At 69.0% G+C, this 26007-nt stretch carries 21 protein-coding genes; 9 read left to right on the plus strand and 12 right to left on the minus strand.

What is annotated here, in order from left to right:
- Positions 1-58: 58 nt before the first annotated feature.
- A complete protein-coding gene (locus tag K3A85_RS13965) occupies positions 59-865 on the plus strand; it encodes a hypothetical protein (RefSeq protein ID WP_225207123.1) in 807 nt (268 codons plus the stop codon).
- 4 nt (positions 866-869) lie between these two features.
- Here the strand turns inward: K3A85_RS13965 and K3A85_RS13970 are convergent, their stop codons facing one another.
- Positions 870-1496, minus strand: coding sequence for a class I SAM-dependent methyltransferase (locus K3A85_RS13970; RefSeq protein WP_225207124.1), 627 nt, complete (start codon positions 1494-1496; stop codon positions 870-872).
- Between the two features lie 243 nt (positions 1497-1739).
- Here K3A85_RS13970 and K3A85_RS13975 point away from each other — a divergent pair, with 243 nt between their 5' ends.
- Entirely contained in the window at positions 1740-3044 is a 1305-nt protein-coding gene (locus tag K3A85_RS13975) for an MFS transporter (RefSeq protein WP_225207368.1), read from the plus strand.
- A gap of 7 nt (positions 3045-3051) precedes the next feature.
- Here the strand turns inward: K3A85_RS13975 and K3A85_RS13980 are convergent, their stop codons facing one another.
- Positions 3052-4017 (minus strand): CDP-alcohol phosphatidyltransferase family protein, encoded by a 966-nt coding sequence (locus tag K3A85_RS13980; protein ID WP_225207125.1) that lies wholly within the window; start codon positions 4015-4017, stop codon positions 3052-3054.
- 498 nt (positions 4018-4515) lie between these two features.
- Here K3A85_RS13980 and K3A85_RS13985 point away from each other — a divergent pair, with 498 nt between their 5' ends.
- The 5 genes from K3A85_RS13985 to K3A85_RS14005 all read left to right on the plus strand — a co-directional run bounded on the left by K3A85_RS13985 (position 4516) and on the right by K3A85_RS14005 (position 10445).
- Entirely contained in the window at positions 4516-5616 is a 1101-nt protein-coding gene (locus tag K3A85_RS13985) for an inositol-3-phosphate synthase (RefSeq protein ID WP_225207126.1), read from the plus strand.
- Positions 5617-5693: 77 nt separating this feature from the next.
- Positions 5694-6440 carry a phosphocholine cytidylyltransferase family protein gene (locus tag K3A85_RS13990; protein WP_225207127.1) on the plus strand — a complete coding sequence of 249 codons (747 nt, stop codon included), beginning with the start codon at positions 5694-5696 and terminating at the stop codon, positions 6438-6440.
- A 1048-nt stretch (positions 6441-7488) separates the two neighbouring features.
- Positions 7489-8787, plus strand: coding sequence for an MFS transporter (locus tag K3A85_RS13995; RefSeq protein ID WP_225207128.1), 1299 nt, complete (start codon positions 7489-7491; stop codon positions 8785-8787).
- Between the two features lie 33 nt (positions 8788-8820).
- Positions 8821-9738, plus strand: a complete 918-nt coding sequence (gene cysK, locus K3A85_RS14000; protein ID WP_225207129.1) for a cysteine synthase A — start codon at positions 8821-8823, stop codon at positions 9736-9738.
- Between the two features lie 5 nt (positions 9739-9743).
- Positions 9744-10445 carry a dienelactone hydrolase family protein gene (locus tag K3A85_RS14005; RefSeq protein WP_225207130.1) on the plus strand — a complete coding sequence of 234 codons (702 nt, stop codon included), beginning with the start codon at positions 9744-9746 and terminating at the stop codon, positions 10443-10445.
- Here K3A85_RS14005 and K3A85_RS14010 read toward each other — a convergent pair.
- The 5 genes from K3A85_RS14010 to K3A85_RS14030 all read right to left on the minus strand — a co-directional run bounded on the left by K3A85_RS14010 (position 10442) and on the right by K3A85_RS14030 (position 15962).
- The gene (locus tag K3A85_RS14010) at positions 10442-11899 is read right to left on the minus strand and encodes a phosphotransferase (protein ID WP_225207131.1); all 1458 of its coding nucleotides are present in this window, start codon (positions 11897-11899) and stop codon (positions 10442-10444) included. The genes K3A85_RS14005 and K3A85_RS14010 overlap by 4 nt on opposite strands.
- Positions 11900-11971: 72 nt before the next feature.
- Positions 11972-13765, minus strand: coding sequence for an acyl-CoA dehydrogenase C-terminal domain-containing protein (locus K3A85_RS14015; RefSeq protein WP_225207132.1), 1794 nt, complete (start codon positions 13763-13765; stop codon positions 11972-11974).
- A 35-nt stretch (positions 13766-13800) separates the two neighbouring features.
- Positions 13801-14268 carry a MerR family transcriptional regulator gene (locus tag K3A85_RS14020; RefSeq protein ID WP_225207133.1) on the minus strand — a complete coding sequence of 156 codons (468 nt, stop codon included), beginning with the start codon at positions 14266-14268 and terminating at the stop codon, positions 13801-13803.
- Between the two features lie 40 nt (positions 14269-14308).
- Entirely contained in the window at positions 14309-14653 is a 345-nt protein-coding gene (gene hisI, locus K3A85_RS14025; RefSeq protein WP_318248090.1) for a phosphoribosyl-AMP cyclohydrolase, read from the minus strand.
- Between the two features lie 508 nt (positions 14654-15161).
- Positions 15162-15962: a ComF family protein gene (locus K3A85_RS14030; RefSeq protein ID WP_225207134.1), complete on the minus strand. Its 801-nt coding sequence runs from the start codon at positions 15960-15962 to the stop codon at positions 15162-15164.
- A gap of 64 nt (positions 15963-16026) precedes the next feature.
- On the opposite strand from K3A85_RS14030, the gene K3A85_RS14035 reads away from it, so the two are divergent.
- Entirely contained in the window at positions 16027-16860 is an 834-nt protein-coding gene (locus K3A85_RS14035; protein WP_225207135.1) for a class I SAM-dependent methyltransferase, read from the plus strand.
- Between the two features lie 262 nt (positions 16861-17122).
- Here the strand turns inward: K3A85_RS14035 and K3A85_RS14040 are convergent, their stop codons facing one another.
- The 5 genes from K3A85_RS14040 to K3A85_RS14060 form a co-directional block, all read right to left on the minus strand.
- Positions 17123-17494 (minus strand): response regulator, encoded by a 372-nt coding sequence (locus K3A85_RS14040; RefSeq protein WP_225207136.1) that lies wholly within the window; start codon positions 17492-17494, stop codon positions 17123-17125.
- The gene (locus K3A85_RS14045; RefSeq protein ID WP_225207137.1) at positions 17491-18903 is read right to left on the minus strand and encodes a sensor histidine kinase; all 1413 of its coding nucleotides are present in this window, start codon (positions 18901-18903) and stop codon (positions 17491-17493) included. The genes K3A85_RS14040 and K3A85_RS14045 overlap by 4 nt, the downstream gene beginning before the upstream one ends.
- A gap of 135 nt (positions 18904-19038) precedes the next feature.
- Positions 19039-21702 (minus strand): pyruvate, phosphate dikinase, encoded by a 2664-nt coding sequence (gene ppdK / locus K3A85_RS14050; protein WP_225207138.1) that lies wholly within the window; start codon positions 21700-21702, stop codon positions 19039-19041.
- 77 nt (positions 21703-21779) lie between these two features.
- On the minus strand, positions 21780-23972 hold the full coding sequence (gene glyS / locus K3A85_RS14055) for a glycine--tRNA ligase subunit beta (RefSeq protein ID WP_225207139.1): 2193 nt from the start codon (positions 23970-23972) through the stop codon (positions 21780-21782).
- Positions 23969-24889, minus strand: a complete 921-nt coding sequence (locus K3A85_RS14060) for a glycine--tRNA ligase subunit alpha (protein WP_225207140.1) — start codon at positions 24887-24889, stop codon at positions 23969-23971. The genes glyS and K3A85_RS14060 overlap by 4 nt, the downstream gene beginning before the upstream one ends.
- A gap of 48 nt (positions 24890-24937) precedes the next feature.
- On the opposite strand from K3A85_RS14060, the gene K3A85_RS14065 reads away from it, so the two are divergent.
- Positions 24938-25888: a TraB/GumN family protein gene (locus tag K3A85_RS14065; protein ID WP_225207141.1), complete on the plus strand. Its 951-nt coding sequence runs from the start codon at positions 24938-24940 to the stop codon at positions 25886-25888.
- Positions 25889-26007: the final 119 nt, after the last annotated feature.

The raw sequence follows: 26007 nt of genomic DNA on the forward strand, positions 1-26007 counted from the left end.
GTGCGCAGCGCGATCGAGCCTGCTAGGGACGGATCGAAGCGAAGGATCCAGACGACCCGTGACCACCCTCGACAGCAGCGCCGCATGGTCCAGCGCCACGCGCATGGTGGCGGCCAACCGCGAGGTGCTGGCTCCCATCGCCGGCGTGTTCTTCTTCCTGCCCGGCCTCGCCTCGGCGATCTTCGTGCCCGCGCCGCAGGTGCAGAGCGGCATGACCCAGGCGCAGATGATGGACGCGATGCAGTCCTACTACGCTTCGTCGCTGCCGCTGCTGGTGCTGCTCTCGCTGATCCCGATGGCGGGGATGCTGACGATGCTGGTCGCCATGCTCGATCCCGGCCGCCCGACGATCGGCGAAGCGATCCGCCGCAGCATCGGCGCGCTGCCGTCCTATTTCGCGGCGCAGCTGCTCGTTGCGCTGGCGCTGACGCCGCTCGTGCTGCTCCTCGTCGGGCTGCTCGGCGCCATCCTCCCGGCGACGCTGGCGGTGGCGATGACGATGGCCGCGCTGCTCTGGCCGGTGATGCGCACGATGCTGATCGGCCCGGTCATCGCCACCGGCGGCCGCCGCTCGCCGCTCGCCGCGATCCGCGAAAGCCTGCGCCTCACGCGCGGCAACAGCGGCCGCATGCTCGGCTTCGTCGGCCTCGCCGGGCTGCTTTTCCTGGTGGTCTACGGCCTCGTCATGATGGTCGTCGGGGTGGTGCTGGTGCTGGTCAGCGGGGGTGAGCCGCAGCGGGTCATCGCCGAGGCGATCTCGGGCCTGCTGACCTCGGCCGCCTACACCTATTTCGTCGCGATCCTCGCCGCGATCCACGAACAGCTCGGCGGGCGCGACCGGGCGCCCGCGCCGATCTTCGACTGAAGGATTACTCCTTCCAGCCCCAGCTGATCACGCAAGGGGGCACGTTCACCGGCTCGAAGCCCTTGTCGATATGGCGGAAGTAGTTGCCCATCAGCGCACGGGCGCGGGCGGTGTACTGGTAGACGAGGAACGCCCCGCCCGGGCGCAGCACGCGGTGCGTCGCGGCCATGATCGCGGGGCCGACGCCTTCGGGCAGGGTCGAGAAGGGCAGGCCCGAAAGCACGTAGTCGGCATGCTCGAAGCCGTGCGCGCGGACGATCTCCTCGACGTCCGCCGCCGAGCCGTGGACCGCGACGAAGCGGCTGTCGCCGATCGTCCTGGACAGGTAGGCGATGAAGTCGGGATTGGTGTCGATCACGATCAGCCGGCCGTCGCGGCGCAGCTTTTCCAGCACCGGGCGGCAGAACGTGCCGACGCCGGGGCCGTATTCGACGAAAAGGCGGCATTCGTCCCAGTCGACGCGCGAGAGCACGCGCTCGATCGTGCGTCGCGACGACGGCACGATCGCGCCGACCATCACCGGATGCCTGATGAAGCCCTTGAAGAAGATGCCCGCGGGACCGAGCATCTGTTCCGCCTTGCGCTTCGCCCGGTGCAACAGGGGGGGACGCGCAGCTTGCGTGGAAGTCATCGTGGCGGAACACCCTTCAATTCGACGAGACACGAGCGCGTCGCAAATTTGTCATCGCATTGCAAGCGCGGCGCGGGACTCCTAACGAAGAAGCAATGAACCGGGCGTGACGGACCCGAAGGTCCGCGCGCCCCGAGCGGGAGAGATCGAGCCGTGCGCGAAATTCCACCGGCAGCCGGACCTGCGCACGACGCGGCGCGCGATCTTCCGGCGGGCGCGCACCAGCAGTTGCCCACGGGGCGCATGGCGCTGCTCTTCGCGGTGATGCTCACGACCGCTGCCGGCAATACCGCGATGCAGTCGGTCATGCCCTCGATCGGCGCACACCTCGGCATCGCCGACGTCTGGGTCAGCCTTGCCTATTCGTGGTCGGCGCTGCTGTGGATGGTGCTCGCGCCGGTCTGGGCGCGGCGCTCGGACCGCCGCGGGCGCAAAGCGATGATGAGCCTGGGCATGGGCGCCTTCGCCCTGTCCTTCGCGCTGTGCGGCACGGTGCTCTATTTCGGGCTGCACGGCGCCTTCTCCGGGCTCGCGACGATCCTGCTGTTCGCGCTCGCCCGCTCGCTCTACGGCAGCTTCGGCTCGGCCGCGCCGCCCGCGGTCCAGGCCTATGTCGCGAGCCGCACCAGCCGCGAGGAGCGGACCAAGGCGCTCAGCCTCGTGTCCTCGAGCTTCGGCCTCGGCACCGTGCTCGGCCCGGCGGTGGCGCCGCTGCTGATCCTTCCCGGCCTCGGCCTCGTCGGTCCCTTCGCGCTGTTCGCGCTGTTCGCGGTCGCGGTGCTCGTGCTGCTGCGGCTGCGCCTGCCAGACGATGCGCCGTCCTACGCGGGCCGCGGCGAGATCATGGAGGAGCCGTTCAGTCCCTCGTCCAACCCGCGCCGCGTCGACGACGATCCCGACGGCTCGCCCGATTCGCTCCCCGAGGCCGAGCCGCAGCACACCGATGCCACCCGCCTGCGCTGGAGCGATCCGCGCATCCGCGCCTGGCTGCTGATCGGCACGCTCGGCGGTCAGGCGCAGTCGATCCTGCTCGGCCTGATCGGCTTCCTGCTGCTCGACCGGCTCGGCCTGCGCCACCAGCCCGACGTCGCGGCGGGCTCGATCGGCCTCGTGCTGATGTGCGGCGCCGTCGCCACCCTGCTCGCGCAGTGGGGCCTGATCCCGACGCTGGCGCTGGGCCCCCGCACCTCGACGCTGTGGGGCATGGGCCTGTGCTGCGCGGGCGTGGTGCCGATGGCGCTGGGCCGCGACCTGCACACCATCGCCACCGGCTTTGCCATCTGCTCGCTGGGCTTCGGCCTGTTCCGCCCCGGCTTCACTTCGGGCGCCAGCCTTGCCGTGACCCGCGCCGAACAAGGGCAATCGGCCGGCATCGTCGCAGCGGTCAACGGCTCGGCCTACATCGTCACCCCGGCGATCGGGGTGTTCCTCTACAACCACTCGGCCTGGCTCGCCTGGGCGCTGGTCGAGGCGCTGGCGCTCGGCGTGCTGGTGATCGGCCTGACCGGGGTCGCCCGCGACGGGCCCGAACCCATGCGCCGCCGCTGATCCCGGCTCAGGCGGCGCCGATCCGCAGCGCGACGCGCCGCGCGGCGGCATTGTGCAACCGCACCGCGACCATCAGCAGCAGGTTGAGCACGATCGTCTGGTAGAGGAAGTAGTACAGAGGGCTGCCGGCGATCATCGCCAGCCCGAGCACGATCGCGCGCGGGTTGGGCCCCAGGAACTTGAGCAGCAGCAGCAGCGGGCGTTGCTCCTTCTGCACTTCGGCCCTGATCCGCGCGAGGCGGGCAGGCCCGGTTCCTGCATCGTCCTTCATCGCCGCGGTCACCGCCGCGTCGACCTGCAGCGCCCACGGGCTCATCCCCGAGGCGAGCCGCAGGTAGCCGAGCACGAAACCGCGCAGGATCCACGAAACCCCGCGCTTGTCCTTGAACAGCGCGCCGTCGTCCTTCGTCGCGTTGTTGAGCCAAGGCACGCCATAGGTCCAGTACTGGTAGAACCGCCGCTGGACCTCGACGAAATTGGACTGGACGATGTGGCTGGCGCCTGCCGCCAGCGTCCAGAACCAGGCCCAGCCCGGACCGATCGCGCGGGTCAGCACGAAGGCCAGCAGCACGTAAAGCACGATATGGCTGGCATAGTCGCAGATCCCGTCGACCAGCTCGCCCAGCGGGCTCGTCTTGCCGGTGATCCGGGCAAGGTCGCCGTCGGCGCCATCGACCACGTGCCAGGTCATGTGCAGCGCCATGCCCAGCACCGCGCCGACCGGCCAGGGTCCCAGGCGGCTCTGCCCCCAGTAGCACAGGCCGGCGGCGACCACGCAGAGCCCGCCGAGCACGCTCACCATGTTCGGGGTGATCGGCGTTCGGGCGAGCCGCTTCGCCAGCTGCCAGGCGAGCGGGTGGTAGAGAAAGTGGTTGAGCGCATCCTGCATCTCGCGCGGGCGCCGCGGCCGCTCGATCGCCGTGGGCCGCCCGGTTCCGCCGCTCGCCGCTCCGATCCCGCCTGCGCTGTCCATCGTGTCCCGGTCCGTCCTCGCCATCGCCCGCGCAGGGCCTTATCGGCGCACGGCGATGCTTTGCAAAGGGCGCGCATAGCCGCATCGCGCCGCTTCGCAAGGGCGCGGCCGCCGCCCTCGCCGCGCCGGCGGAACCGGCACGGGGCGGAGCACCGGGCGCAGCGGGCATTCTTGACGGTCGGTCGACACCGGCAGGGCCGCGCCGCGCGGTGCCCGGCGGTCCTTGTCGTTCCGCACCGCACCCCCGCCCGCCGCACTGCGCGAGCCAGGGCCTGTCGCCGATTTCCGCCGCTTGGCCGCGATCGGGCCTGCACCTTTGCGGGTTATTCTCGCGTCTGCAGCATGGCTGGCGCCGACGCCCGACGGCGCGCGAAGCGGCCAGAACCGTGACGAGCCTGAAATCTGCTTGCAATCCCCCTGCAATTTCCGGATTGAGGCAATTTAGTGACAGCGCGCGGCCCAGCGGGGTGCGACGCCTGCGTGAAGGGACAAGAGTTCATGAAGCCAATTAAGGTCGCGGTGATCGGGGTCGGCAACTGCGCCAGCTCGCTCGTCCAAGGCGTCTACTTCTATCGCAACAACAACTCCACCAACGGCCTGATCCACGATCGCATCGGCGGCTACGGCGCCGGCGACGTCGAGTTCGTGCTCGGCGTCGATGTCGATGCGCGCAAGGTCGGCAAGGACATATCCGAAGCGATCTTCGCCGCACCCAACTGCACCGCGGTGTTCCATGCCGACGTTCCCGCGACCGGCGGCAAGGTCATCATGGGCAAGATCCTCGACGGCGTCGCCGACCACATGACCGGGATGGGCGAGCGCGGCTTCATCGTCGCCGACGAGCCCGAAGCCACGCAGGAAGGCATCGTCGCCGCGCTCAGGGAATCGGGCGCCGAAGTGCTCCTGAACTTCCTGCCGGTCGGCTCTCAGACCGCCACCGAATTCTACATGGAATGCGCGCTCGAAGCGGGCGTCGCGGTGGTCAACTGCATGCCGGTGTTCATCGCCTCGACCCCGGAATGGGAAGCCCGCTTCCGCGCCAAGCGCGTGCCGATCGTCGGCGACGACATCAAGGCGCAGGTCGGCGCGACGATCGTCCACCGCGTGCTCTCCAGCCTGTTCGGCGCGCGCGGCGTGCAGGTCGAGAAGACCTACCAGCTCAACACCGGCGGCAACACCGACTTCATGAACATGCTCGACCGCCAGCGTCTGGGCAGCAAGAAGGAATCGAAGACCGAGGCGGTGCAGGCGATGCTCGCCCAGCGCCTGGAAGACGAGAACATCCACGTCGGCCCGTCGGACTACGTGCCCTGGCAGAAGGACAACAAGCTGTGCTTCCTGCGCCTCGAAGGGTCGCAGTGGGGCAACGTGCCGATGAACCTCGAACTGCGCCTCTCGGTCGAGGACAGCCCGAATTCGGCGGCCTGCGTGATGGACGCGATCCGCTGCTGCAAGGTCGCGCTCGAGCGCGGCGAGGGCGGCGCGCTGATCGGCCCGTCGGCCTACTTCTGCAAGCACCCGCCGCAGCAGTTCAACGACGACACCGCCGCGCAGATGGTCGAGGAATACATCGCCGAGACCGCGCTGGCCGCCGAATAAGGCGCGCCCGACACCATAACCCGCAGGCGGCGCCGGTTTCCCGACCGGCGCCGCTTCGCGTTGAGGGACAGGCTTCGATGGACGCCCTGATCATTGCCGCCGGCTATGGCAGCCGCCTTGCCGACATCTCCGCTTCCAAGCCGCTGACTCCGGTCTGCGGGGTGCCGCTGATCGAGATCGGCATCCGCCAGGCAATGATCGCCGGCGTCACCCGCGTCGTCGTCGTCACCGGCCACCGCGCCGAACTGGTCGAAATGGCGCTCGCCGAAATGGCGGTGCGCCTCGGCGTGGAGATCGTGCCGGTGCGCCTTGCCGACTGGTCGACGCCCAACGGCCATTCGGTCATGGCCGGGGCCACGCGCTGCGAGGGCGACTACCTGCTGATGATGGCCGACCACATGTTCGAGGCCGACATCCTCGCCCGCCTGCTCGCCGAAGGCGCGCCCGACCGCGGGGTCACGCTGGCGATCGACCGCCGGCTCGACAATCCGCTGGTCGATCCCGACGACGCGACCTGGGTGCGCATGGACGAGCAGGGACGCATCCTCGCCATCGGCAAGACCATCACGCCCTACGATGCGGTCGATTGCGGCGCCTTCCTCGCCACGCCCGAGCTCGCCGAGGCGATCCGCCAGGCCATCGCCGCGGGCAAGCCGGGCTCGCTGTCCGACGGCATGCAGGTCCTTGCCGACCGTGGCCGCGCCGCGATGATGGACATCGACGACGCCTGGTGGATGGATGTCGACGACCCCCGCGCCCACGCGCTCGCCGAAGAACTCGCCCCCTGGCACCTGTCGCAGACCTTCGCCGGGATGGGGGAATAAGGACAAGAGTCGGAGGTGAAAGGGGTCGCGTGGGAAAGAGGTTCTCGCAGAGCTCGCAGAGTTCACGCAGAGAGGCCTGCCGCCCCATCCTCCCCTGCAAGGGGAGGGGGACCACCCGCAGGGTGGTGGAGGGGTATCGGCCCCGCGCCAGCCCTAGAAGAAAAGAACGATCCTTCGACAAGCTCAGGATGGACGGGAAAGAGGTCCGCGCTCCGCAGCCCTGAGCCTGTCGAAGGGCCGCCCTTCCTTCAGCACAACCCCCGAAGCCCCCCGCACCCCGCGCCGCATCCGCAAGGCCAAAGCCGGAAGACGTCCCGGGAGCGCGAGGGGCCCTGCCCCTCGCCCCTTCTCTTCTCCCTCAACTCTTCTCTCTCAACCCTCCCCAACCCATCTTGACATGACTAACCATATAGGTTATACGCCACCCCACGGACCGGGAGCGGCATGGCCGGCTTGCTCTTCGCTCCTTCGGGGTTGCGCCCATGCGGCAAAGCCCCAACGCGACCGGCGCGGGTCGGCGCTGCGGGAAGCCGGTTCCCTTCAAACGGAAACGGCGAGCGAGGGCGTAAAGCCCCAAGTCCCTCAGGGCACACCCAGCCAGTGCAACGGACGGGCGGATGTGGTGCGGCGGTCCAGCCGCGTGGCAGCGCTCCCATGAAGTCCGGTTCCGGTCCGGCCTGGCCCCCTCGTGCGGCCCTGCTTATCCCGGAACTTATCCTTAGGGACTCGCTACGGACCCGATGCGGCACGCGAGCCGTCGCAAGGGATACGAGCCCCCCGTCCGATGAAGGCCGAGCCGTGCGGGAAGCAACGCCCCGCCGGCCACTCGCCAGAGCGTTCACCGCCCTCCTTCGCGCAGCGCCAGGCAATGGCGCCCGCGCCGGTCGCGCAGGTCCGTATGGTTTCCCCAAGGCGCAAAGGTCCGGGTTCGCCGCTGGATGGTTTTGCGCGCGCGGGCGTCCAAAGCGCGACGCGCCAACCGGCACGCCTGCTCGCGCTCAAGTTTTCGTTGCTTGGCAACGCCGCCGCGCGCTGCCACTTGGGCAGGGTGACAGACGCTCCCATCCTGCCCGACTCCGACCGGCCCCAGCCAACCTCGCCGCTGCAGATCCCGGATTATCGCCGGTTCTGGACCGCGCGGCTCGCCTCGGCCTTTGCCACCACCGGCATGGTCGTGATTCTCGGCTACCAGCTCTACGACGTGGCGCGCGGGCGCTATGGCATGGGCATCGGCGAGGCCTCGTTCCAGCTGGGCCTGCTCGGGCTCGTCCAGTTCCTGCCGCTGTTCCTGCTGACCCCGGTTGCCGGTGTCGTCGCCGACCGCTTCGACCGGCGGCTGGTGGTGACCTGCTCGATGCTGCTCGACATGCTCGTCGCGCTGGCGCTGACGCTGGCGACGCTGGGCCAGGCGCTGACGCTGCCGTTGCTGTTCACGCTGGGCGCGCTGCACGGCGTGGCGCGGGTGTTCATGGGGCCGGCGCTGTCGTCGATCGCGCCCAATGTCGTGCCGCCGGCGCTGCTGCCGCGCGCCGTCGCGATCAACGCGATGGCCTGGCAGATCGGCTCGCTCGGCGGCCCGGCGGTGGCGGGGCTGCTGTTCGCGGCAAGTGCGCCCCTTCCCTACGCCGTCTCGACGCTGCTGCTCGGGTTCGGCGCGGTGCGCATCTTCGGCATCCGCCCGCTTCCGCCCAGGACCGACACCCGCAACATCCACCCGATCACCCAGATCCGCGAAGGACTTTCGTTCGTGTGGAACGAGCGGTTCCTGCTGGGGTGCATCACGCTCGACCTGTTCGCGGTGCTGCTCGGCGGGGCGACCGCGCTGCTGCCGGTGTTCGCGCGCGACATCCTGACGATCGACGGCCATGCGGTCGGCTCCTATGGTCTCGGCTTCATGCGCGCGATGCCCGGGCTCGGCGCGGCGCTGGTCGCCGCGGTGCTGGCAAGGCGGCCGATCGAACGCGAGGTCGGCGCCAAGATGCTGCTTGCGGTGATCGCGTTCGGCGCAGCGACGGTGGCCTTCGCGCTGTCGCGCAACTTCGCGCTGTCGCTGGTGTTCCTTGCGCTGATCGGCGCCAGCGACATGGTCTCGGTGTTCATCCGCAACACGCTGGTCCAGCTCCACACCCCCGATGCGGTGCGCGGGCGGGTCTCGTCGATCTCGGGCCTCGCCATCTCGGCCTCGAACGAGCTGGGCGAAATGCAGTCGGGCGTGGCCGCCGCGCTGCTCGGCGCAACCGGGGCGGTTGTATTCGGCGGCGTGGGTGCGATAGTCGTTACCGTGGCCTGGGCCATCTGGTTCCCGGAACTGCGCCGGGCCCGGACCTTCGCCGCCAAGTATACCTGAAGTTCCAGCTCAACACCTTGGGAGCATAGCGACATGAAAGCGGAATCCGTTCTCGCCACCATCGGCAACACCCCGCACGTGCGCCTGTCCCGCCTGTTTCCCGACCACGAGGTATGGGTGAAGAGCGAGCGCACCAATCCCGGTGGCTCGATCAAGGACCGGATCGCGCTTGCGATGATCGAGGCCGCCGAGGCCGACGGCAGCCTCAAGCCCGGCGGCACCATCGTCGAGCCGACCAGCGGCAACACCGGCATCGGCCTTGCCATGGTCGCGGCGGTCAAGGGCTACAAGCTGGTCCTGGTCATGCCCGAATCGATGTCGCTCGAGCGGCGCCGGCTGATGCTCGCCTATGGCGCGAGCTTCGACCTGACCCCGCGCGAAAAGGGCATGAAGGGCGCGATCGCCCGCGCACAGGAGATCGTCGAGACGACGCCGGGCGCATGGATGCCGCAGCAGTTCGAAAACGGCGCCAACATCGCCGTACACGTCCGCACCACCGCGCAGGAAATCCTCAAGGACTTCGCCGACACCCCGATCGACGCGCTGATCACCGGCGTCGGCACCGGCGGGCACCTGACCGGTTGCGCCGAAGTGCTCAAGGGTGTCTGGCCCGACCTCAAGGCCTGGGCGGTCGAGCCGACGCTGTCGCCGGTGATCTCGGGCGGGCAGCCCGCGCCGCACCCGATCCAGGGCATCGGCGCCGGCTTCATCCCCGGCAACCTGCACACCCAGTCGATCGACGGGGCGATCCAGGTCGATCCGGCCGACGCCAAGGAATGGGCGCGCCGCTCGGCCTCGGTCGAAGGGATGCTCGTCGGCATCAGCTCGGGGGCGACGCTCGCCGCGATTTCGCAGAAGCTGAAGGAACTGCCCGCCGGCAGCCGCGTGCTCGGCTTCAACTACGACACCGGCGAGCGCTACCTGTCGGTGCCCGACTTCCTGCCGGAGTAAGCCGCATGGCGCTCCAGCAGGTCGACTACCTCGACGGCGACGTCGCGCTCACCGGGTGGCTCGCGCTGCCCCAGGGCGCGGCGCGCGCGGGCATCGTGATCTTCCCCACGATCATGAACCGCAACGCGCCGATGGACCGGCGCGCGCAGATGCTGGCCGATGCCGGCTACGTCGCGCTGATCGCGGACTTCTACGGCGAGACCCCGGCGGACTTTCCCGCGTCGCAGGCGCTATCGACGGCGCTGCGGGCCGACGTTGGCGCCTACCGCGCGCGGATTGCCGCCGGCATCGCTGCGCTGCGCGCGCACCCGGCGGCGGCGGGCCTGCCGCTCGCCGCGATCGGCTACTGCATGGGCGGCCAAGCGGTGCTCGAAGCGGCGCGCGACGGGCAGGATCTGGTGGCGGTGGCGAGCTTCCACGGGCTCCTCACCACCGACCGCAAGGCCGACAAGGCGATCGGCCCGCGCATCCTCGTCTGCCACGGCGATGCCGACCCGCTCGCCCCGCGCGACCATGTCCTTGCCTTCTGGGAGGAAATGGACGCGGTCGGGGCGAAGTGGCACTTCCACAGCTATGCGGGCGTCCGCCACGGTTTCACCGATCCCGGCAGCGATGCGCGCGGGGTGCCGGCGATCGGCTACGACGCCAGCGCCGACCGCCAATCGTGGGCGGCGCTGATGTCGCTGCTCGATGAAGTGCTGGGTTAGACCAGCCCCCAGTCCTTCAGCGCGGCGACGTTGCGCTCCGCCAGCGTCATCAGCAGGCGATCGTTGTGCTCGGTGGAAGGCATGGCCATGATCGCGCCGACCGTGAACTGCAGCGCGATGGGCAGCGCGGCGGCATAGTCGGCGCGGGCGCGTTCCAGCGTCCATTCCGGCGCGACCTTGCCAACGGTCGCCACGCTCGCTTCGATCAGCGCGTTTTCGCAAAGCCGGCGATCATCGGGGGAGAGCGATCCCGCAAGGAAGTAGGCGAGATCGAGCATCGGGCTGGCCTTGGTGGCGAATTGCCAGTCGATCAGCCAGGCGCGCGGGCCGTCCGCGGTATCTTCGAACATCACGTTGTCGACGCGCGGTTCGCCGTGAACCAGGGTTTCGCCTTGCGCCGCGGTGCGGATCGCGGCCTCCATGCGGGGCACGAAGCCGTCGATCGCGTCGAGCACGGAGGGAGCAAGGCGGCCGGTGAAGCGGTTGCGGAATTCGGCGGCGGCGGCGGCATAGCCCTGCGCCGATTCGGCAGCCCCGCCCGCGCGATCCTGCAGCCAGGTTGCACCCTCGAGACGCGGATCGCCCCAGCTCGCGGCGTGGAGCTTCGACAGTTCGGCCGCCACGGCATGGGCCTCGGCCACCGAGCAGCCGGCAATCTGGTCGCCCGCGCGGGTCCGTTCGGACAAGTCTTCCATCACGAGGTTGATCGCCCGCCCATCGTCGCTGACCTTGCGCCAGAAGGCGCGCGGAGTGGCGAGCGGCGGGTTTTCGCCAAGGAATTCGTAGACCGCGCATTCGCGGGCATAGACTTGCGCCGCGCCCGCCATCTCGATCGCCTGCGGGATGGCCGAGGTGATCTTGCATACCACCGCGCCCACCGCGTCGGCGGCGTTGGCGTTGTAGGTGATCTGGGTGCGGATGGTCTGCGACATGTTGCCATGGCCGATCGCCTTGTTGGCGAGCAGGCTGACACGCGGCGAAGCAACGCCCGCGTGCTGCAGCATGGCCTGGATCCAGTTCGGCGTGATCTGGTCGACGGTGGCGATCAGCGCCGGTTCGGGCAGGTCCTGCGGCACCGAGCTGTCGCCCTCGACGCCCCAGCGGCCGGGGGTGTAGCTTGAATTCCAGCAGTCGGTGAACTTGCCGTCGACCGCCTTGAACACCTCGATCCCGCACAAGTCGATCCGCTCGCCCTTGCGCGTGTGCATGTTCCACACCGACGTGACGTAAGTATCGTCGGCGCAGAGCACTTCGTGGGTGAAGTAAGGCTCGGCGCGCTCGGACTGCTGGCGCACGCGCGCCATCTGGTCTTCGAGGCTGAGCGCGGTGACGCTGCCGGGATCGTGGCGGATGATCGGATCGGCGCACAGCTCGGCGATCATCTCGACCTTGCGGTTGTTCCAGACCTCGGTCCAGTAAAGCTCGATCAGCTCCCTGGGGCTGCGCTTGGTCATCACTCTCTCCCGGCGTTTCTTAACCGCGTGGTTAAGCCGCCGGGAGAGAGTTGGTCAAGGACGACTATTCGCTCAGGCCACGAAAGCTTCGGGCGGCAGCGCCATGATGGTGTCCGCCCCGGCCTCGATCTCGCGGCGCAGCGCGCCCGCGTGCGGGGCCGAGCGCAGCGCCCAGTGCTTTGCGCAGACGAGCTTGGCGGCATAGAACGAAGGCTCCTCGCCCCCGTCGGCGCGCGCGGCGATCTTGGCCATGCGCAGCCACATCAGGCCGGTGGCGGCAATGCCCAGCAGCGTCATGTAGGCATAGGCTCCGGCACCAAGGTTGTCGGGGTTGGCCATCGCGTTGGACATGAACCACATGGTCGATGCCTTCAGCTCGCCATTCACCTTGGCAAGGCGTTCGGCAACCAGCTTGACCGCCTCGTTGTCGCTGCTTTCCGCGCATTCGTCGTCGACGAGCTTGAAGAACGCCTGGATCGCGCGGCCGCCGTTGAGCGCCAACTTGCGCCCGGCAAGGTCCATCGCCTGAACGCCGTTGGCGCCTTCGTAGATCATCGCGATGCGGGCATCGCGCACGAACTGGTCCATGCCGTTTTCGACGATGTAGCCGTGGCCGCCCCAGACCTGCTGCATGTCGGTGGCGACCTTGTAGCCCATGTCGGTGCCGTAGCCCTTGATCACCGGGGTGAGCAGGCCGATCAGGTCGTCGGCTTCCTGCCGTTCGGCCTCGGTCGCCGCCTTGTGCGAAAGGTCGACCAGCAGGCCGCCCCACAGGCACAGCGCGCGCATGCCTTCGATGAAGGTCTTGGCGTCCATCAGCATCCGCCGCACGTCGGGGTGGACGAACAGCGGATCGGCCTTGGCGGCGGGGTCCTTGGGCCCGGTCAGCGCGCGGCCCTGGCGGCGATCGCCGGCATAGGCGACCGCGTTCTGGTAGGCGACTTCGGCCTGGGCGAGGCCCTGGATGCCGACGCCGAGGCGCGCCGCGTTCATCATGATGAACATCGCGGCGAGGCCCTTGTTCTCCTCGCCCACGAGCCAGCCCTTGGCGCCATCGTAGTTCATCACGCAGGTGGCGTTGCCGTGGATGCCCATCTTGTGCTCGATCGAGCCGACCGACACGGCGTTGCGCTCGCCCAGCGAGCCGTCCTCGTTCACCAGCACCTTGGGCACGATGAACAGCGAGATGCCCTTGGTCGAATCCGGCGCGCCCGGCGTCTTGGCGAGCACGAGGTGGATGATGTTGTCGGCAAGATCGTGGTCGCCCGCCGAGATGAAGATCTTGGTGCCGGTGACGGCATAGGAGCCATCGGCCTGCGGCTCGGCGCGGGTGCGGATCAGGCCGAGGTCGGTGCCGCACTGCGGCTCGGTCAGGTTCATCGTGCCCGTCCATTCGCCCGAGATCATGCGCGGCAGGTACTTGGCCTTCTGTTCGTCCGACCCCTTGGCGAGGATCGCCGAGATCGCGCCGGCCGACAGGCCAGGGTACATCGCGAAGGCCTGGTTCGCCTCGCCCATGTATTCTTCGAAGGCGAAGCCCAGCGCGTGCGGCAGGCCCTGCCCGCCGAATTCCTGCGGCGCGGTCAGCGTGCCCCAGCCCGCTTCGCGGAACTGCGCGTAGGCCTGCTTGAAGCCGGTGGGCGTCGTCACGGTGCCGTCGGCATGGCGCGTGCAGCCTTCGCGATCGCCGACCTGGTTGAGCGGCGCGAGCACTTCGGAGGTGAAGCGGCCGGCTTCCTCGATCACCGCGTCGGTCATGTCGCGGGTGGCGCCTTCGAAGCCGGGCAGGTTCGCATAGGCTTCGAGGCGGACGAGTTCGTTGAGCACGAAACGGGTATCGCGCGTGGGCGCCTTGTAAACGGGCATGAGGGCGTGCCTTTGTGCTGTTGAAAAGGGGTTCGTCAGTCGACGTCGCGACCGGCCGCGCGCTCGCGCGCGACGACCAGATCGACGAAGCTGGTGAGTTCATCGATGGTGGCGGCAATGTCCGCCTGCTGCTTCTGCAGCATGTCGATCCGTTCGCGGCACTTGGCGATGGTCACGCGGCGCTGTTCTGCGCGGCCGTCGTCGAGGTCGTAGAGGTCGATCATGTCGCGGATTTCGGACAGGCTGAAGCCGACGTTCTTCGCGCGCATGATCCAGGCGAGCCGCGCCCGGTCGCGCTTGGAATAGATCCGCGACAGCCCGACGCGGGTGGGCGAGATCAGCCCCTCGTCCTCGTAGAAGCGCAGCGCGCGCGCGGTCACCCCGAACTCGGCGGAGAGATCGGAAATGGTGAAGTTCTCGCGCGCCAGCGCATCGGGCTGGTCAAGGTGGCCGGTGTGATCGGCGCTTTGGGGGACGGACTGGGTGAGCGGCTGCGACGACATGGCCGCAACCTAGCTAACCTTTACGTAAGCGTCAATGCCGTCAGGCGTCCGCGATCCGGGCGAGGCTGCCGTCGGCTTCGATGCGGCGGTAGAAGCAAGAGGGCGCGAGCGTGTGGCAGGCCGGGCCCGCCGGCTCGACCCGCAGCTCGAGCGCGTCCTGGTCGCAATCGACGCGGATCTCGATCACCTTGAGCACGTGGCCGCTGCTCTCCCCCTTCATCCACAGCCGCCCGCGCGAGCGCGAGTGGAAGTGGGCAAAGCCGGTCTCGCGCGTTTTCGCGATCGCTTGCGCATCCATGTGCGCCAGCATCAACAGCGCGCCGCTGGCATGGTCGACCGCCACCGCGGTGACGAGTCCGGCAGCATCGAACTTCGGCAGGAACACCGCGCCCTGTTCGCGCAGGTCGGTATCGGCAGAGTGTTCGGCAGGGGTCGCGGAAATGGGACAGCCTTTCGGAAAGTTACGTCACGCATGTAATGGTTTGTTGCAGGATAACCACAGATGGTCTCGAAAATCCATGTCGCGTTCACAACGGCCTTTCACACCCGCACGGGATCGTCGATGGAGAGCCTGCGGTTTGAGGGAACCGCGACTGAACCGCCCTAAGGCGGCGCGATGGCGCCAATGTTCAGGGAAAGAACGAGGGGCCGATGCTCCAGCCGATCCCGCGGTGACACCGGGCGGCCGGCATCGGACGAATGAGGGATATGGCGACGGATGGTTCGGGGGGACCGTCCCGGCGCGAAAGCGACGCCAGGATTTCGTCACGAGGACGCCCGGGACTTCGGTTCCGGGCGTTTCTCGTTGCGGCGCGCTTGGCGCCTCTCCCCCTCCTCGCCGTAGCAGGTCGAGGCCCCCGCGCTGTTCCCGGGCAAGGTTCCTTGGCCCCGAGTCACCGCACCATGACGCGCGGATCGTCGATGCCCAGCTCGAGCACGCGGGCAAAGCAGACGATCCGCACCTGCGCCACCCCCGCCCGGCGCAGCGCGCGGATGCAGGCATCGCTGGTTGCGCCGCTGGTCAGCACGTCGTCGACCAGCAGCACGCGCGCGCCCGCCAGCCGCGCCACGCGCGCCGGGTGCGCCCGGATCGCGCCGGCAAGGACCTGTGCGCGCGCGGCGCGATCGAGCCCGCCGAGCGAGGGCGTGCGCACGGTGCGCTGCAAGGCGTCGACCACCAGCGGCTGGCCCAGCGCCCGCGCGATGTGCTCGGCGAGCACCGCGGACTGGTTGTAGCCGCGCTGCCACAGCCGCCAGCGATGCAGCGGCACCGGCACGACCAGCCATTCGCCCGCAAGCGGCGGGATGCGCGCCGCCATCATCCGCGCCAGCAGCCGCCCGAGCGCGACCCGCCGGCCGTGCTTGAACGCCAGCACCAGCTTGCGCGATGGCGCGGTGTAGAGCGTCGCCGCGCAGATCCCGTCGTGGAGCGGCGGCCGGGCAAGGCACGGCGCGCAGACCGGCCCGCCCCCGTCCTCGCCCCCGTCCTCGGCCCCGTCCTGCGCGGCGCTGTCCGCGATCGTTGCGGCGAGCGGCCGCTGGCACCGGCTGCAGCACGGCTCGGTGGGATGGACCAGCTCGCTCCAGCACGCGCTGCACAGGCCGCCCTGCTGCGCCAGCGCCGCGCCGCATAGCGGGCAGCGCGGCGGGAACAGGATGTCGAGCACCGGTTCGAGCGTGGCGAGTCTGGCCATCGGGGCAGCATCGGCCGCCGCTTTGCACTTGGCAAGAAAGCCGCGAGCGGGCAGGCAGCGCGCGATGGCTTCCGGCTCGCCCCCCTCCTCCACCGCGTCCCCCCCTGCCCCGCCGGCGCCGCCGACGATCTTCTCGCCCGCGCGCCGCCGGGCGGTGCGCGCGCGGATGCACGCGCTCCAGCAACGCGCCGACGCGCCCCGCTTCCTTGCCGAGGACATGGCCGAGGACGTGCTCGAGCGGCTCGCCTTCCTGCGCCACGCGCCGGCCCGCGCGCTGGTCATTGGCGACCTCACCGGAGCGATCGCGCAAGGCTTGCGCGCGCAAGGCTGCGAGGTGATCGAGGCCGACCCCGCGCCGTGGGCGAGCGCGGCCGCGATCGACGAGGAACAGCCCCTGCCCTTTGCCGAAGGCTTCGACCTGATCGCCAGCCTCGGCACGCTCGACACGGTCAACGACCTGCCCGGCGCGCTGGTCCATGTGCGCCGCGCGCTGCGCGAGGGCGGCCTCGCGACGATCAGCTTCCCCGGCGCGGGCAGCCTTCCCGCCTTGCGCGCGATCCTGCTCGAGGCCGAGCGCGAGCGCCCGGCGGCGCGGCTCCACCCGCAGGTCGACGTGCGCGCGGGCGGGCAATTGCTGCAGCGCGCGGGGTTTGCCGACCCGGTGATCGACAGCCGCACGCTGCGCGTCGGCTATCGCGCGCTCGACAGGCTGGTGGGCGACCTGCGCGCGCAAGGGCTCTGCTCGGTGCTCCAGGCCCGCGCGCCGCTGTCGCGCGCCGCCGCCGACCGCGCCCGCGCCGCCTTCGCCGCGCGCGCGGTCGACGGCCGGCTGGTCGAGACGTTCGAGATCCTGACCCTGAGCGGCTGGGCTCGGCCGCTGCGCGCGCCGAAGTTCTAGGCCGTGAACTCATGAACGGCGCCTTCGAGGTTTGAGGCAGAAGGGCCAGGTGCAAGGAGGGAAGGCGCAGGAATATGTCGATATTTCAAGCCTTCCCGACGCGGCAGATGGCCCTTCTGGTCAAATCCCGAAGGGACGTCAAAATGGCTTCCATCGCGAACCAAGCCGCCCTTGGAAGGGCAACCAGCCCTCCCGGCGGGCGCCTTGGCCCGCGCTGTTCGCCATTTTGACGCCTCGAAGGCGCCGTTTATGAGTTCACGGCCTAGAGCGGCCCCGTCGCGCCGAGCACCGCCGCCAGCTCGTCGATGCCGAACGGCTTGGCCAGCACCGAGAGGCCGGCGAAGCGCTCGGGCAGCACCGTCGCGCGGTAGCCGGTGGCGAAGGCGAAGGGGATGCCGGCGGCGACCAGCACGTCGGCCACCGGCCACGACATCGCGCCGTTGAGGTTGATGTCGAGCAGCGCGAAGTCGAAGCCGCCGGCCTGCGCCGCGGCAAGCGCCGGCTCGAGCCGCATCTCGATCCCGGCGAGGGTGCAGCGGAGCTGTTCGAGGTAGTCCTCGAGCATGAAGGCGACGAGCATGTCGTCCTCGACCACCAGCACCCGCAGCGCGGCGACCGGGCCGGGCGCGGTCACCGCCGCGCCACCTCGTCCGCGGGCAGGCGCGCGCGGATCGAGCAATGCACCCCGCCCGGCTCGAAGCGCAGCCGCACCGCGCCGTCGAGCTCGCTGGCAAGGCCGCGCTCGATCAGCTTCGAGCCGAAGCCGCGGCGGGTGGGCGGCGCGACGCGCGGGCCGCCCAGCTCGATCCAGTCGAGCATCAGGTCGAACATGTCGCCTTCGCCTTGTGCGGTATGCCAGTGCAGCTCGACCACGCCCTGCCCGCCCGACCAGGCGCCGTACTTGACCGCATTGGTGGCAAGCTCGTGCAGCGCGAGCGAGATCGCGAGCGCGGTCTTGGGGGTGATCGCGACATCGGGCCCGTCGAGCCGCAGCCGCGCCGGGTCGGGACAATGGGGCCGCAGCGCCTGCTCGATCGCGGGGCGCAGCGCAGCGCCCGCGCCCTTCTCGCCGGTGAGCAGCGCATTGGCGTCGGCAATCGCCTTGAGCCGCTGCGCGAACACCGTCTGCGCGACGGCGAGGTCGAGCGGCTCGCGAAAGGTCTGCAGCGCGATCGCCTGGACCATCGCCAGCGTGTTCTTCACCCGGTGGTCGAGCTCGTGCACCATGACCTGCAACCGTTCCTGCTGGCGGCGCTGCTCGGTAATCTCGCTCGCCGCGCCGAACCATTCGGTCACCGCGCCGTCCTCGTCGAGGATCGGCACCGCGCGCGAATGGACCCAGCCCAGCTCGCCGCCCTTGAGATAGACGCGGTGCTCGCATTCGAACGGCGTGCGGGTGTCCAGCGCGCGGGCGACTTCGGCTTCGACCCGCGCGCGGTCCTCGGACGGGATGAAGCGCGGCGACCAGCTGGCCGCCGGGCTGATCACGTCCGACAGGATGTCCTTGCCGTCGAGTTGGGTCATTTCCGACCAGTCCGCGCTCATCCGGTAGACGATGTCGGTGGTGGCGCTGACCAGCGCGCGGAAGCGCCGCTCGCTTTCGGCGACGCTGCGCGCGGCGAGCACGCGCGCGGTGGTCTCCGACACGACGCACAGCACCCCGCCGACCGAGCCGTCGATTTCGGGCACGGCGGAATAGGACACGTCGAAGTAGACGGTCTCGCCGTAGCCATGCCGTTCGATGTAGAAGCGGCGGTCCTTGGCCGAGAAGGTGCGGCCGGTCTCGCGCACGCCGGCGAGCAGCGGGTGGAGGTCGTCCCACAGTTCGGCCCAGTTTTCCCGGGCCGGACGGCCGAGCGCGCGGGGGTGCTTGTCGCCGATCGTCGGGGCATAGGCGTCGTTGTAGAGCGCGACGAACTCGGGCCCCCAGAACAGGACGATCTCCGCCTCGGAGCGCAGCAGCAGTTCGACGGTGGTGGCGAGCGCCGGCGACCAGAGCTCGCGCGGCCCGAGCGGCGAGGCAGGCCAATCGAGCGTCGTCATCGCATCGGCGATGCGCAAGGATCGATCGAACTGCCCTACCGCTTCCAAGTCCCTGACCTTGCTCCGCTTGCGCGAAGGAAGGAGCAGAACACGAAAAGGTTCCGTCGCAAAGCAAAATTGCGACGGAACAGGACCTTAACCAAGCGCTGCCTGCGCCGCCGCGAGCCGGGCGATGGGCACGCGGTAGGGGCTGGCCGAGACGTAATCGAGCCCGGTCTTTTCGCAGAACGCGATCGAGGCGGGATCGCCGCCGTGTTCGCCGCAGATGCCGAGCTTGAGGCCGGGGCGGGTCTTGCGGCCGCGCTCGGCTGCCAGTTCGACCAGCTGGCCGACGCCTTCGATGTCGAGGCTGACGAACGGATCGCGCGGGTAGATGCCCTGGTCGACGTAAGGGTTGAGGAAGCGCGCGGCATCGTCGCGGCTTACGCCGAGCGTGGTCTGCGTAAGGTCGTTGGTGCCGAAGCTGAAGAACTTGGCTTCCTCGGCGATCTCGCCCGCCATCAGCGCGGCGCGCGGCAGTTCGATCATCGTGCCGACCATGTAGTCGAGCGTGCGACCCTTTTCGGCAAAGACCTCGCCCGCCACGCGATCGACGAGCGCGCGCAGGATTTCCAGTTCGCGCCTGGTGGCGACGAGCGGGATCATCACTTCGGGGATCGGCGCATCGCCGCTGGCCGAAGCAACGTCGCAGGCCGCTTCGAAGATCGCGCGCGCCTGCATCTCGTAGATTTCGGGGAACGTGATGCCCAGACGACAGCCGCGATGGCCGAGCATGGGGTTGAATTCGTGCAGTTCGCCCGCGCGACGCTTGAGGTGGTCGACGCCAAGTCCCGTCGCTTCGGCCAGTTCCTCGAACTCGGCATCGGCGTGGGGCAGGAATTCGTGCAGCGGCGGATCGAGCAGGCGGATGGTGACGGGAAGGCCCGCCATGACCTCGAAGATCGCCTGGAAGTCGCTGCGCTGTTCGGGCAGCAGCTTGGCGAGCGCGGCGCGGCGGCCGCCCTCGTCCTCGGCGAGGATCATCTGGCGCACGGCGGAAATGCGGCCGGCTTCGAAGAACATGTGCTCGGTGCGGCACAGGCCGATGCCTTCGGCGCCGAACTGGCGCGCGACCTGGCAATCGCGCGGGGTTTCGGCATTGGTGCGCACCTTCATCCGGCGGTGCCGGTCGGCCCAGGCCATCAGCGTGCCGAAATCGCCGACCAGTTCGGGCTCCACCGTCGGCACCTTGCCCGCCATGACATCGCCGTTCGAGCCATCGAGCGTGATGACGTCGCCTTCGGCAATCTCGCGGTTGCCGATGCGCGCGGTGCGGGTCTTCATGTCGATCGACAGCGCCGACGCGCCCGAGACGCAAGGCCGCCCCATGCCGCGCGCCACCACCGCCGCGTGGCTGGTCATGCCGCCGCGCGCGGTGAGGATGCCCTTGGCGGCGTGCATGCCGTGGATGTCTTCCGGGCTCGTCTCGACGCGGACGAGGATCACCGCATCGCCGCGTTCGGCGAGCGTCTGCGCGGTATCGGCATCGAACACCACCGCGCCCGAAGCCGCGCCGGGCGATGCCGGCAGGCCCTTGGTCAGCACGTCGCGCACGGCCTTGGGATCGAGCGTGGGGTGGAGCAGCTGGTCCAATGCCATCGGGTCGATCCGGCGGATCGCGGTGGCTTCGTCGATCAGCCCTTCGCCCACCATGTCGACCGCCATCTTGAGCGCGGCCTTGGCGGTGCGCTTGCCCGAGCGGGTCTGGAGCATGAACAGCTTGCCCTGCTCAACGGTGAACTCGATGTCCTGCATGTCCTTGTAGTGCTTTTCGAGCAGCTCGAAGACATGGGCGAGCTCGGAATAGGCGGCGGGCATCGCCTCTTCCATCGACAGCGGCTTGGCCCCCGCCGCTTCGCGCGCGCGCAGCGTCAGGTACTGCGGGGTGCGGATGCCGGCGACGACGTCCTCGCCCTGCGCGTTGACCAGCCATTCGCCGTAATAGGCCTTCTCGCCGGTCGCCGGATCGCGGGTGAAGGCAACGCCGGTGGCGCTGGTATCGCCCATGTTGCCGAACACCATCGCCTGGACGTTGACGGCGGTGCCCCAGCTCTGCGGAATGTCGTTGAGCTTGCGGTAGACCTTGGCGCGGTCGCTCTCCCAGCTTTCGAACACGGCGGCGATGGCGCCCCACAGCTGTTCTTCGACATCCTGCGGGAACGGGCGGCCCAGCTCTTCGGCGACGATCGCCTTGTATTCGCCCACCAGCGCCTGCCAGTGTTCGGCCTGCATCTCGACATCGTTGAAGAAGCCGTTGTCTTCCTTGGCGATTTCGAGCGCGTCTTCGAAGCGGTGGTGGTCGAGCCCGAGCACCACGTCCGAATACATCTGGATGAAGCGGCGGTAGCTGTCCCAGGCAAAGCGCGCGTCGCCCGAACCGGCCGCAAGGCCTTCGACCGTCGCGTCGTTGAGGCCGAGGTTGAGCACGGTGTCCATCATGCCCGGCATCGAGACGCGCGCGCCCGAGCGGACCGAGACGAGCAGCGGATTGGCGGCATCGCCGAAGCTGCGGCCGGTAACCGATTCGATGTGCTGGACGCCAGCGGCGACCGCGGCGCGCAGGTCGGCATCGAAGGTCTTGCCGTTTTCATTGTAGAGCGCGCAGACCTCGGTGCTGATCGTCAGCCCCGGCGGGACCGGCAGGCCGATGCTGGCCATTTCCGCAAGGTTTGCGCCCTTGCCACCCACGATGGTCTTGTCCTTCGACCGCGGATCGCTGGAAACTGCGCCGCCGCCGAAATGGAATACGTATGCACTCATGGGTGGTCCGATGCTCCCAAACTGCCGAGCCCGATGTGCTCTGCGGCCGGACGCTCCGCGCCCGGCCTGGTTCCCGATTAGCCCTCTATCCGTGCGAAGTCTGCAACTTTGTGCACTGCAGCACGGAAACGGGACAGGATCCCGAGGCGCGAGGCGCGCTTGTTTGCATCCGCATCGTTGACCGTCACCTGATCAAAGAACGCATCGATCGGCGCGCGCAGCGAAGCGAGCGCGGCCATGGCGGCGGTGAAGTCCTCGGCGGCGACGGCCTGCTCAGCCTGCGGTTCGGCGGCATCGAGCGCGGCGATCAGCGCGGCCTCGGCCGGCTCTGGCTGGTAGGACAAGGTGCGTTCGGGATGCGCGAATTGCGCCGCGATGTCCCGATACGCAGGATCGTCGACCAGCACGAGCGGGTCTTCCTCGCCGGTGGGCGGCACGACGCCTTCGCCGTGGGCCCCGGCGGTCTGGTCGTTCGCCTCTTCCTTCTTGAGGATGTTGGCGGCGCGCTTGTAGCCCGCGAGCAGGTTGGCGCCGTCCTCGGTGCCGACGAAGGCCTGGAGGGCATGGACGCGGGCGAGCAGGCGGACGAGATCGTCCTCGCCGCCCAGAGCGAACACGGCGTCGATCAGGTCGTGACGGATGCCGGCTTCGCGCTGCTGGACCTTGAGGCGGTCGGCGAAGAAGGCGAGGAGGTCGGCGGACGGACTTTCCATCTCGACGCCCTGCTGGCGATATAGCTGCGCCGCGGCGTCGAAGAGTTGGCCCAGCGAGAGGCGCAGCCCCTTCTCGGTAACCAACCGGATCACGCCGAGCGCCGCACGACGAAGCGCGAACGGGTCCTTCGAACCGGTCGGCTTTAGATCGGCCCCGAAGAAACCGACGAGTGCGTCGATCTTGTCGACGAGCGCGGCGAGCACCGCAGCGTCTTCGTCAGGCAGGGCATCGGCCTGGCCGACGGGCTTGTAATGATCGCGCACCGAGGCGACGACGGCGTCGGGCAGGTTCTCGGCCTGGGCATAGTAGCCGCCCATCAGGCCCTGGAGTTCGGGAAACTCGCCCACCATCTCCGTGACGAGGTCCGCCTTGAGAATGGCCGCCGCCTGCTTCGCAGCGGGGACGGCATCGGCGAGCTGGCCCTGGAAGGCGTCGACCAGCGCGACGAACCGGTCCTGCCGCTGTGCGACCGTGCCCAGCTTCTCGTGGAAGGTGATCCGCCCCAGCTTTTCGGCGTGCTGGACGAGCGGCTTCTTCTTGTCCTGTTCCCAGAAGAAGCGTGCGTCGGACAGGCGCGCGGCGAGGACCTTGCGGTTGCCGTCGACGATGGCCGCGCCGCCATCGGTGGCGGCGATGTTGGCGGTGCAGACGAAGGCGTTGGCGAGCTTGCGATCCTCTCCGAGCTTGCTCGGGGAGGAACTTTCTACGCAGATAAAGTACTTCTGGTTGACGCGCGCGGTCAGCTGGATGACTTCGGGCGGCACGTCGAGGAAGGCTTCGTCGAAGCGGCCCAATAGCGGCACGGGCCATTCGGTGAGGCCGGCGTTTTCGATGACGAGGCCTTCGTCCTCGACCAGCACGAGGCCGGCGGCGGCGGCGGCGGCCTTGGCCTGTTCGCGCACCATGCCTTCGCGCTCGGCATGATCGACGATCACGTGGCACGCGCGCAGCTTGTCGGCATAGTCGTGCGCGCCGCCGATGGTGATCTCGCCGTGGTGGTGGAAGCGATGCCCCGCCGTGGCGTAGCCCGAGCGGATGCCGCCGACTTCGCATTCGACAAGGTCTTCGCCGAGGATCGCGACGATGCCCGACAGCGGGCGCACCCAGCGCAAGGCATCGGTGGCGATCGAGGCGGCGCCCCAGCGCTGGCTCTTGGGCCAGGGGAACGCGCGGATGATCGCCGGGATCGCGGCGGCGAGCACGTCCTCGGTGGCGCGGCCGGGCTTTTCGGTCACCGCGAACCACACGCCATCGCGCTCGGTCAGTTGGTCCTTGGCGAGGCCGGTCTTGCGCAGGAAACCTTCCAATGCCTGTTCGGGCGCGCTGGTGCGCGGGCCTTTCACTTCCTCGCTGACGGCGTCGGTCGCCAGCGGCAGGTCGCGCGCGATCAGCGCGAGGCGGCGCGGGGTGGACCAGACGGTGATCGCGCCGGCCTTGAGGCCCGCTGCGTCCATTTCCCTGCGGAACAGCTTTTCGAGATCGGCGCGGGCGCCCGCCTGCATGCGTGCGGGGATTTCCTCGCAGCGCAGCTCTAGAAGGAAGTCTGCCGCGCTCATGCTGCCCACTCCGGATACTTTGCGGCCCATTCGTCCTTGAACTTCGCCATGTAGGCTTCGCAACTGCCGCGCGCGAGATCGCGGACGCGGGCCATGTAGCTGGCGCGTTCCTGCACGCTGATCACGCCGCGCGCCTGCAGCAGGTTGAACAGGTGGCTCGCTTCGATCGCCTGTTCATAGGCGGCGATGGGCACGTTCGCATCCAATGAGCGGCGGCATTCCTCCTCGGCGCGGCGGAAGCCTTCGAACAGGCTGTCGGTATCGGCGACCTCGAAGTTCCACTTCGACATCTGCTTCTCGTTTTCGAGAAACACCTCGCCATAGGACACGCCGGGGCGATTGCCCTTCGGCGCATTGAAGGCAAGGTCGTAGACGTTGTCGACGCCCTGGATGTACATGGCGAGGCGTTCGAGACCATAGGTCAGCTCGCCCGCGACGGGGCGGCAGTCGAACCCGCCCATCTGCTGGAAGTAGGTGAACTGCGTGACTTCCATGCCATCGCACCACACTTCCCAGCCGAGGCCCCAGGCGCCGAGCGTGGGCGATTCCCAGTCGTCCTCGACAAAGCGGATATCGTGCACCAGCGGGTCGATGCCGATTTCGACCAGCGACTGCAGGTAGAGTTCCTGCAGGTTCTCCGGGCTCGGCTTCAGGATCACCTGATACTGATAGTAATGCTGCAGCCGGTTCGGGTTCTCGCCATAGCGGCCGTCGGTCGGGCGGCGGCACGGCTGGACGAACGCGGCGTTCCACGGCTCCGGCCCCAGCGCGCGCAGCGTGGTGGCGGTGTGGAACGTGCCCGCCCCCATGCGCATGTCATAAGGCTGCAGGATCAGGCAGCCCTGTTCGCCCCAGAAAGCGTGGAGGCGCAGGATCATGTCCTGCAGGCTGAGCGGCTTGGTTGCAATGTCGGCCATGGTGGCGCGGGCTTTGGCCGATGAGGGCCCGCAAATCAACCTTGGCGCATGCTTGCAGCGCGTCTTGCAGGCGGCGCGCGGCTGGTCCATCGCTGCGCCCCGATGACCCGCGCGCTCCGCCTCCTTGCCGCCGTGCTGCTGCTTGCCGGCTGCCACGCTCCCGCCACGCCGACCTCCAACCCGGCCGAAGCCGCGCCCAAGGTGGCGCTGTGGGAGATTTCGGACGACGCAGGGCGCGTCCACGGCTGGCTGTTCGGCACGGTCCACGCGCTGCCGCGCGGCACGCACTGGCAGCGCCCGGCGATCGAACAAGCGCTGGGCTCGGCCGACCGGCTGGTGCTCGAAATCGGCCAGCCTCTGGACGACAAGGTGGCGGGCGAAGCGATGGGCCGCGTCGCCTTCACCGAAGGGCTGCCCCCGCCTTCGCAACGCGTGGGGCCGAAGTATCGCGACGTTCTCGCCAAGGCCTACCGCAAGCTCGGCCTGTCCGACGAAGGCTTCAAGGACCAGGAGGACTGGGCGGTCGCGCTGCAGATCGCGGCGATCGGCGGGCAGAAGGAAGGGATGATGCCCGACAGCGGGGTCGAGCCCGAACTTCGCAAGATGAACGGCGCGCGGCCGGTCGAGGGGCTGGAGACGCTCGACGGCCAGTTCGGCGTGTTCGACCACCTGCCGCAGCGGGCGCAGCAGGTCCTGCTCGAACAGGTCGCGGTCGAGGCGACCGACGACAAGGACGACGAGGCCGACCTGATGCAGCTCTGGCTGCGCGGCGACGACCTCGGCATCGCCCGCGAATCGGCCACCGGCTTTCTCGCCGACGCGCAACTGCACGAAGCGCTGCTGACCGGGCGCAACCGCTCCTGGGCGGACCAGATCGACGCGATGATGAAACGCGGCGCGCGGCCCTTCATCGCGGTGGGCGCGGCGCACGTGGCGGGCAGCGATGGGTTGCCGAGGATGCTGATGGCGCGCGGCTGGAAAGTGCGGCGGGTGGATTGAGGCGCACGCGCCGCGGCGGGTTCGGCGCTTTCCCTTGCTTTTCGCCCGCAATCGGCTAAGGGCCGCCGCTTCCCCGTCATGGTCATCCCTGGAGGCGTGGCGGGCGAATTGGAACAACA

Origin of the sequence: Novosphingobium huizhouense, from assembly GCF_020179475.1 — a bacterium.
Lineage (GTDB): Bacteria > Pseudomonadota > Alphaproteobacteria > Sphingomonadales > Sphingomonadaceae > Novosphingobium > Novosphingobium huizhouense.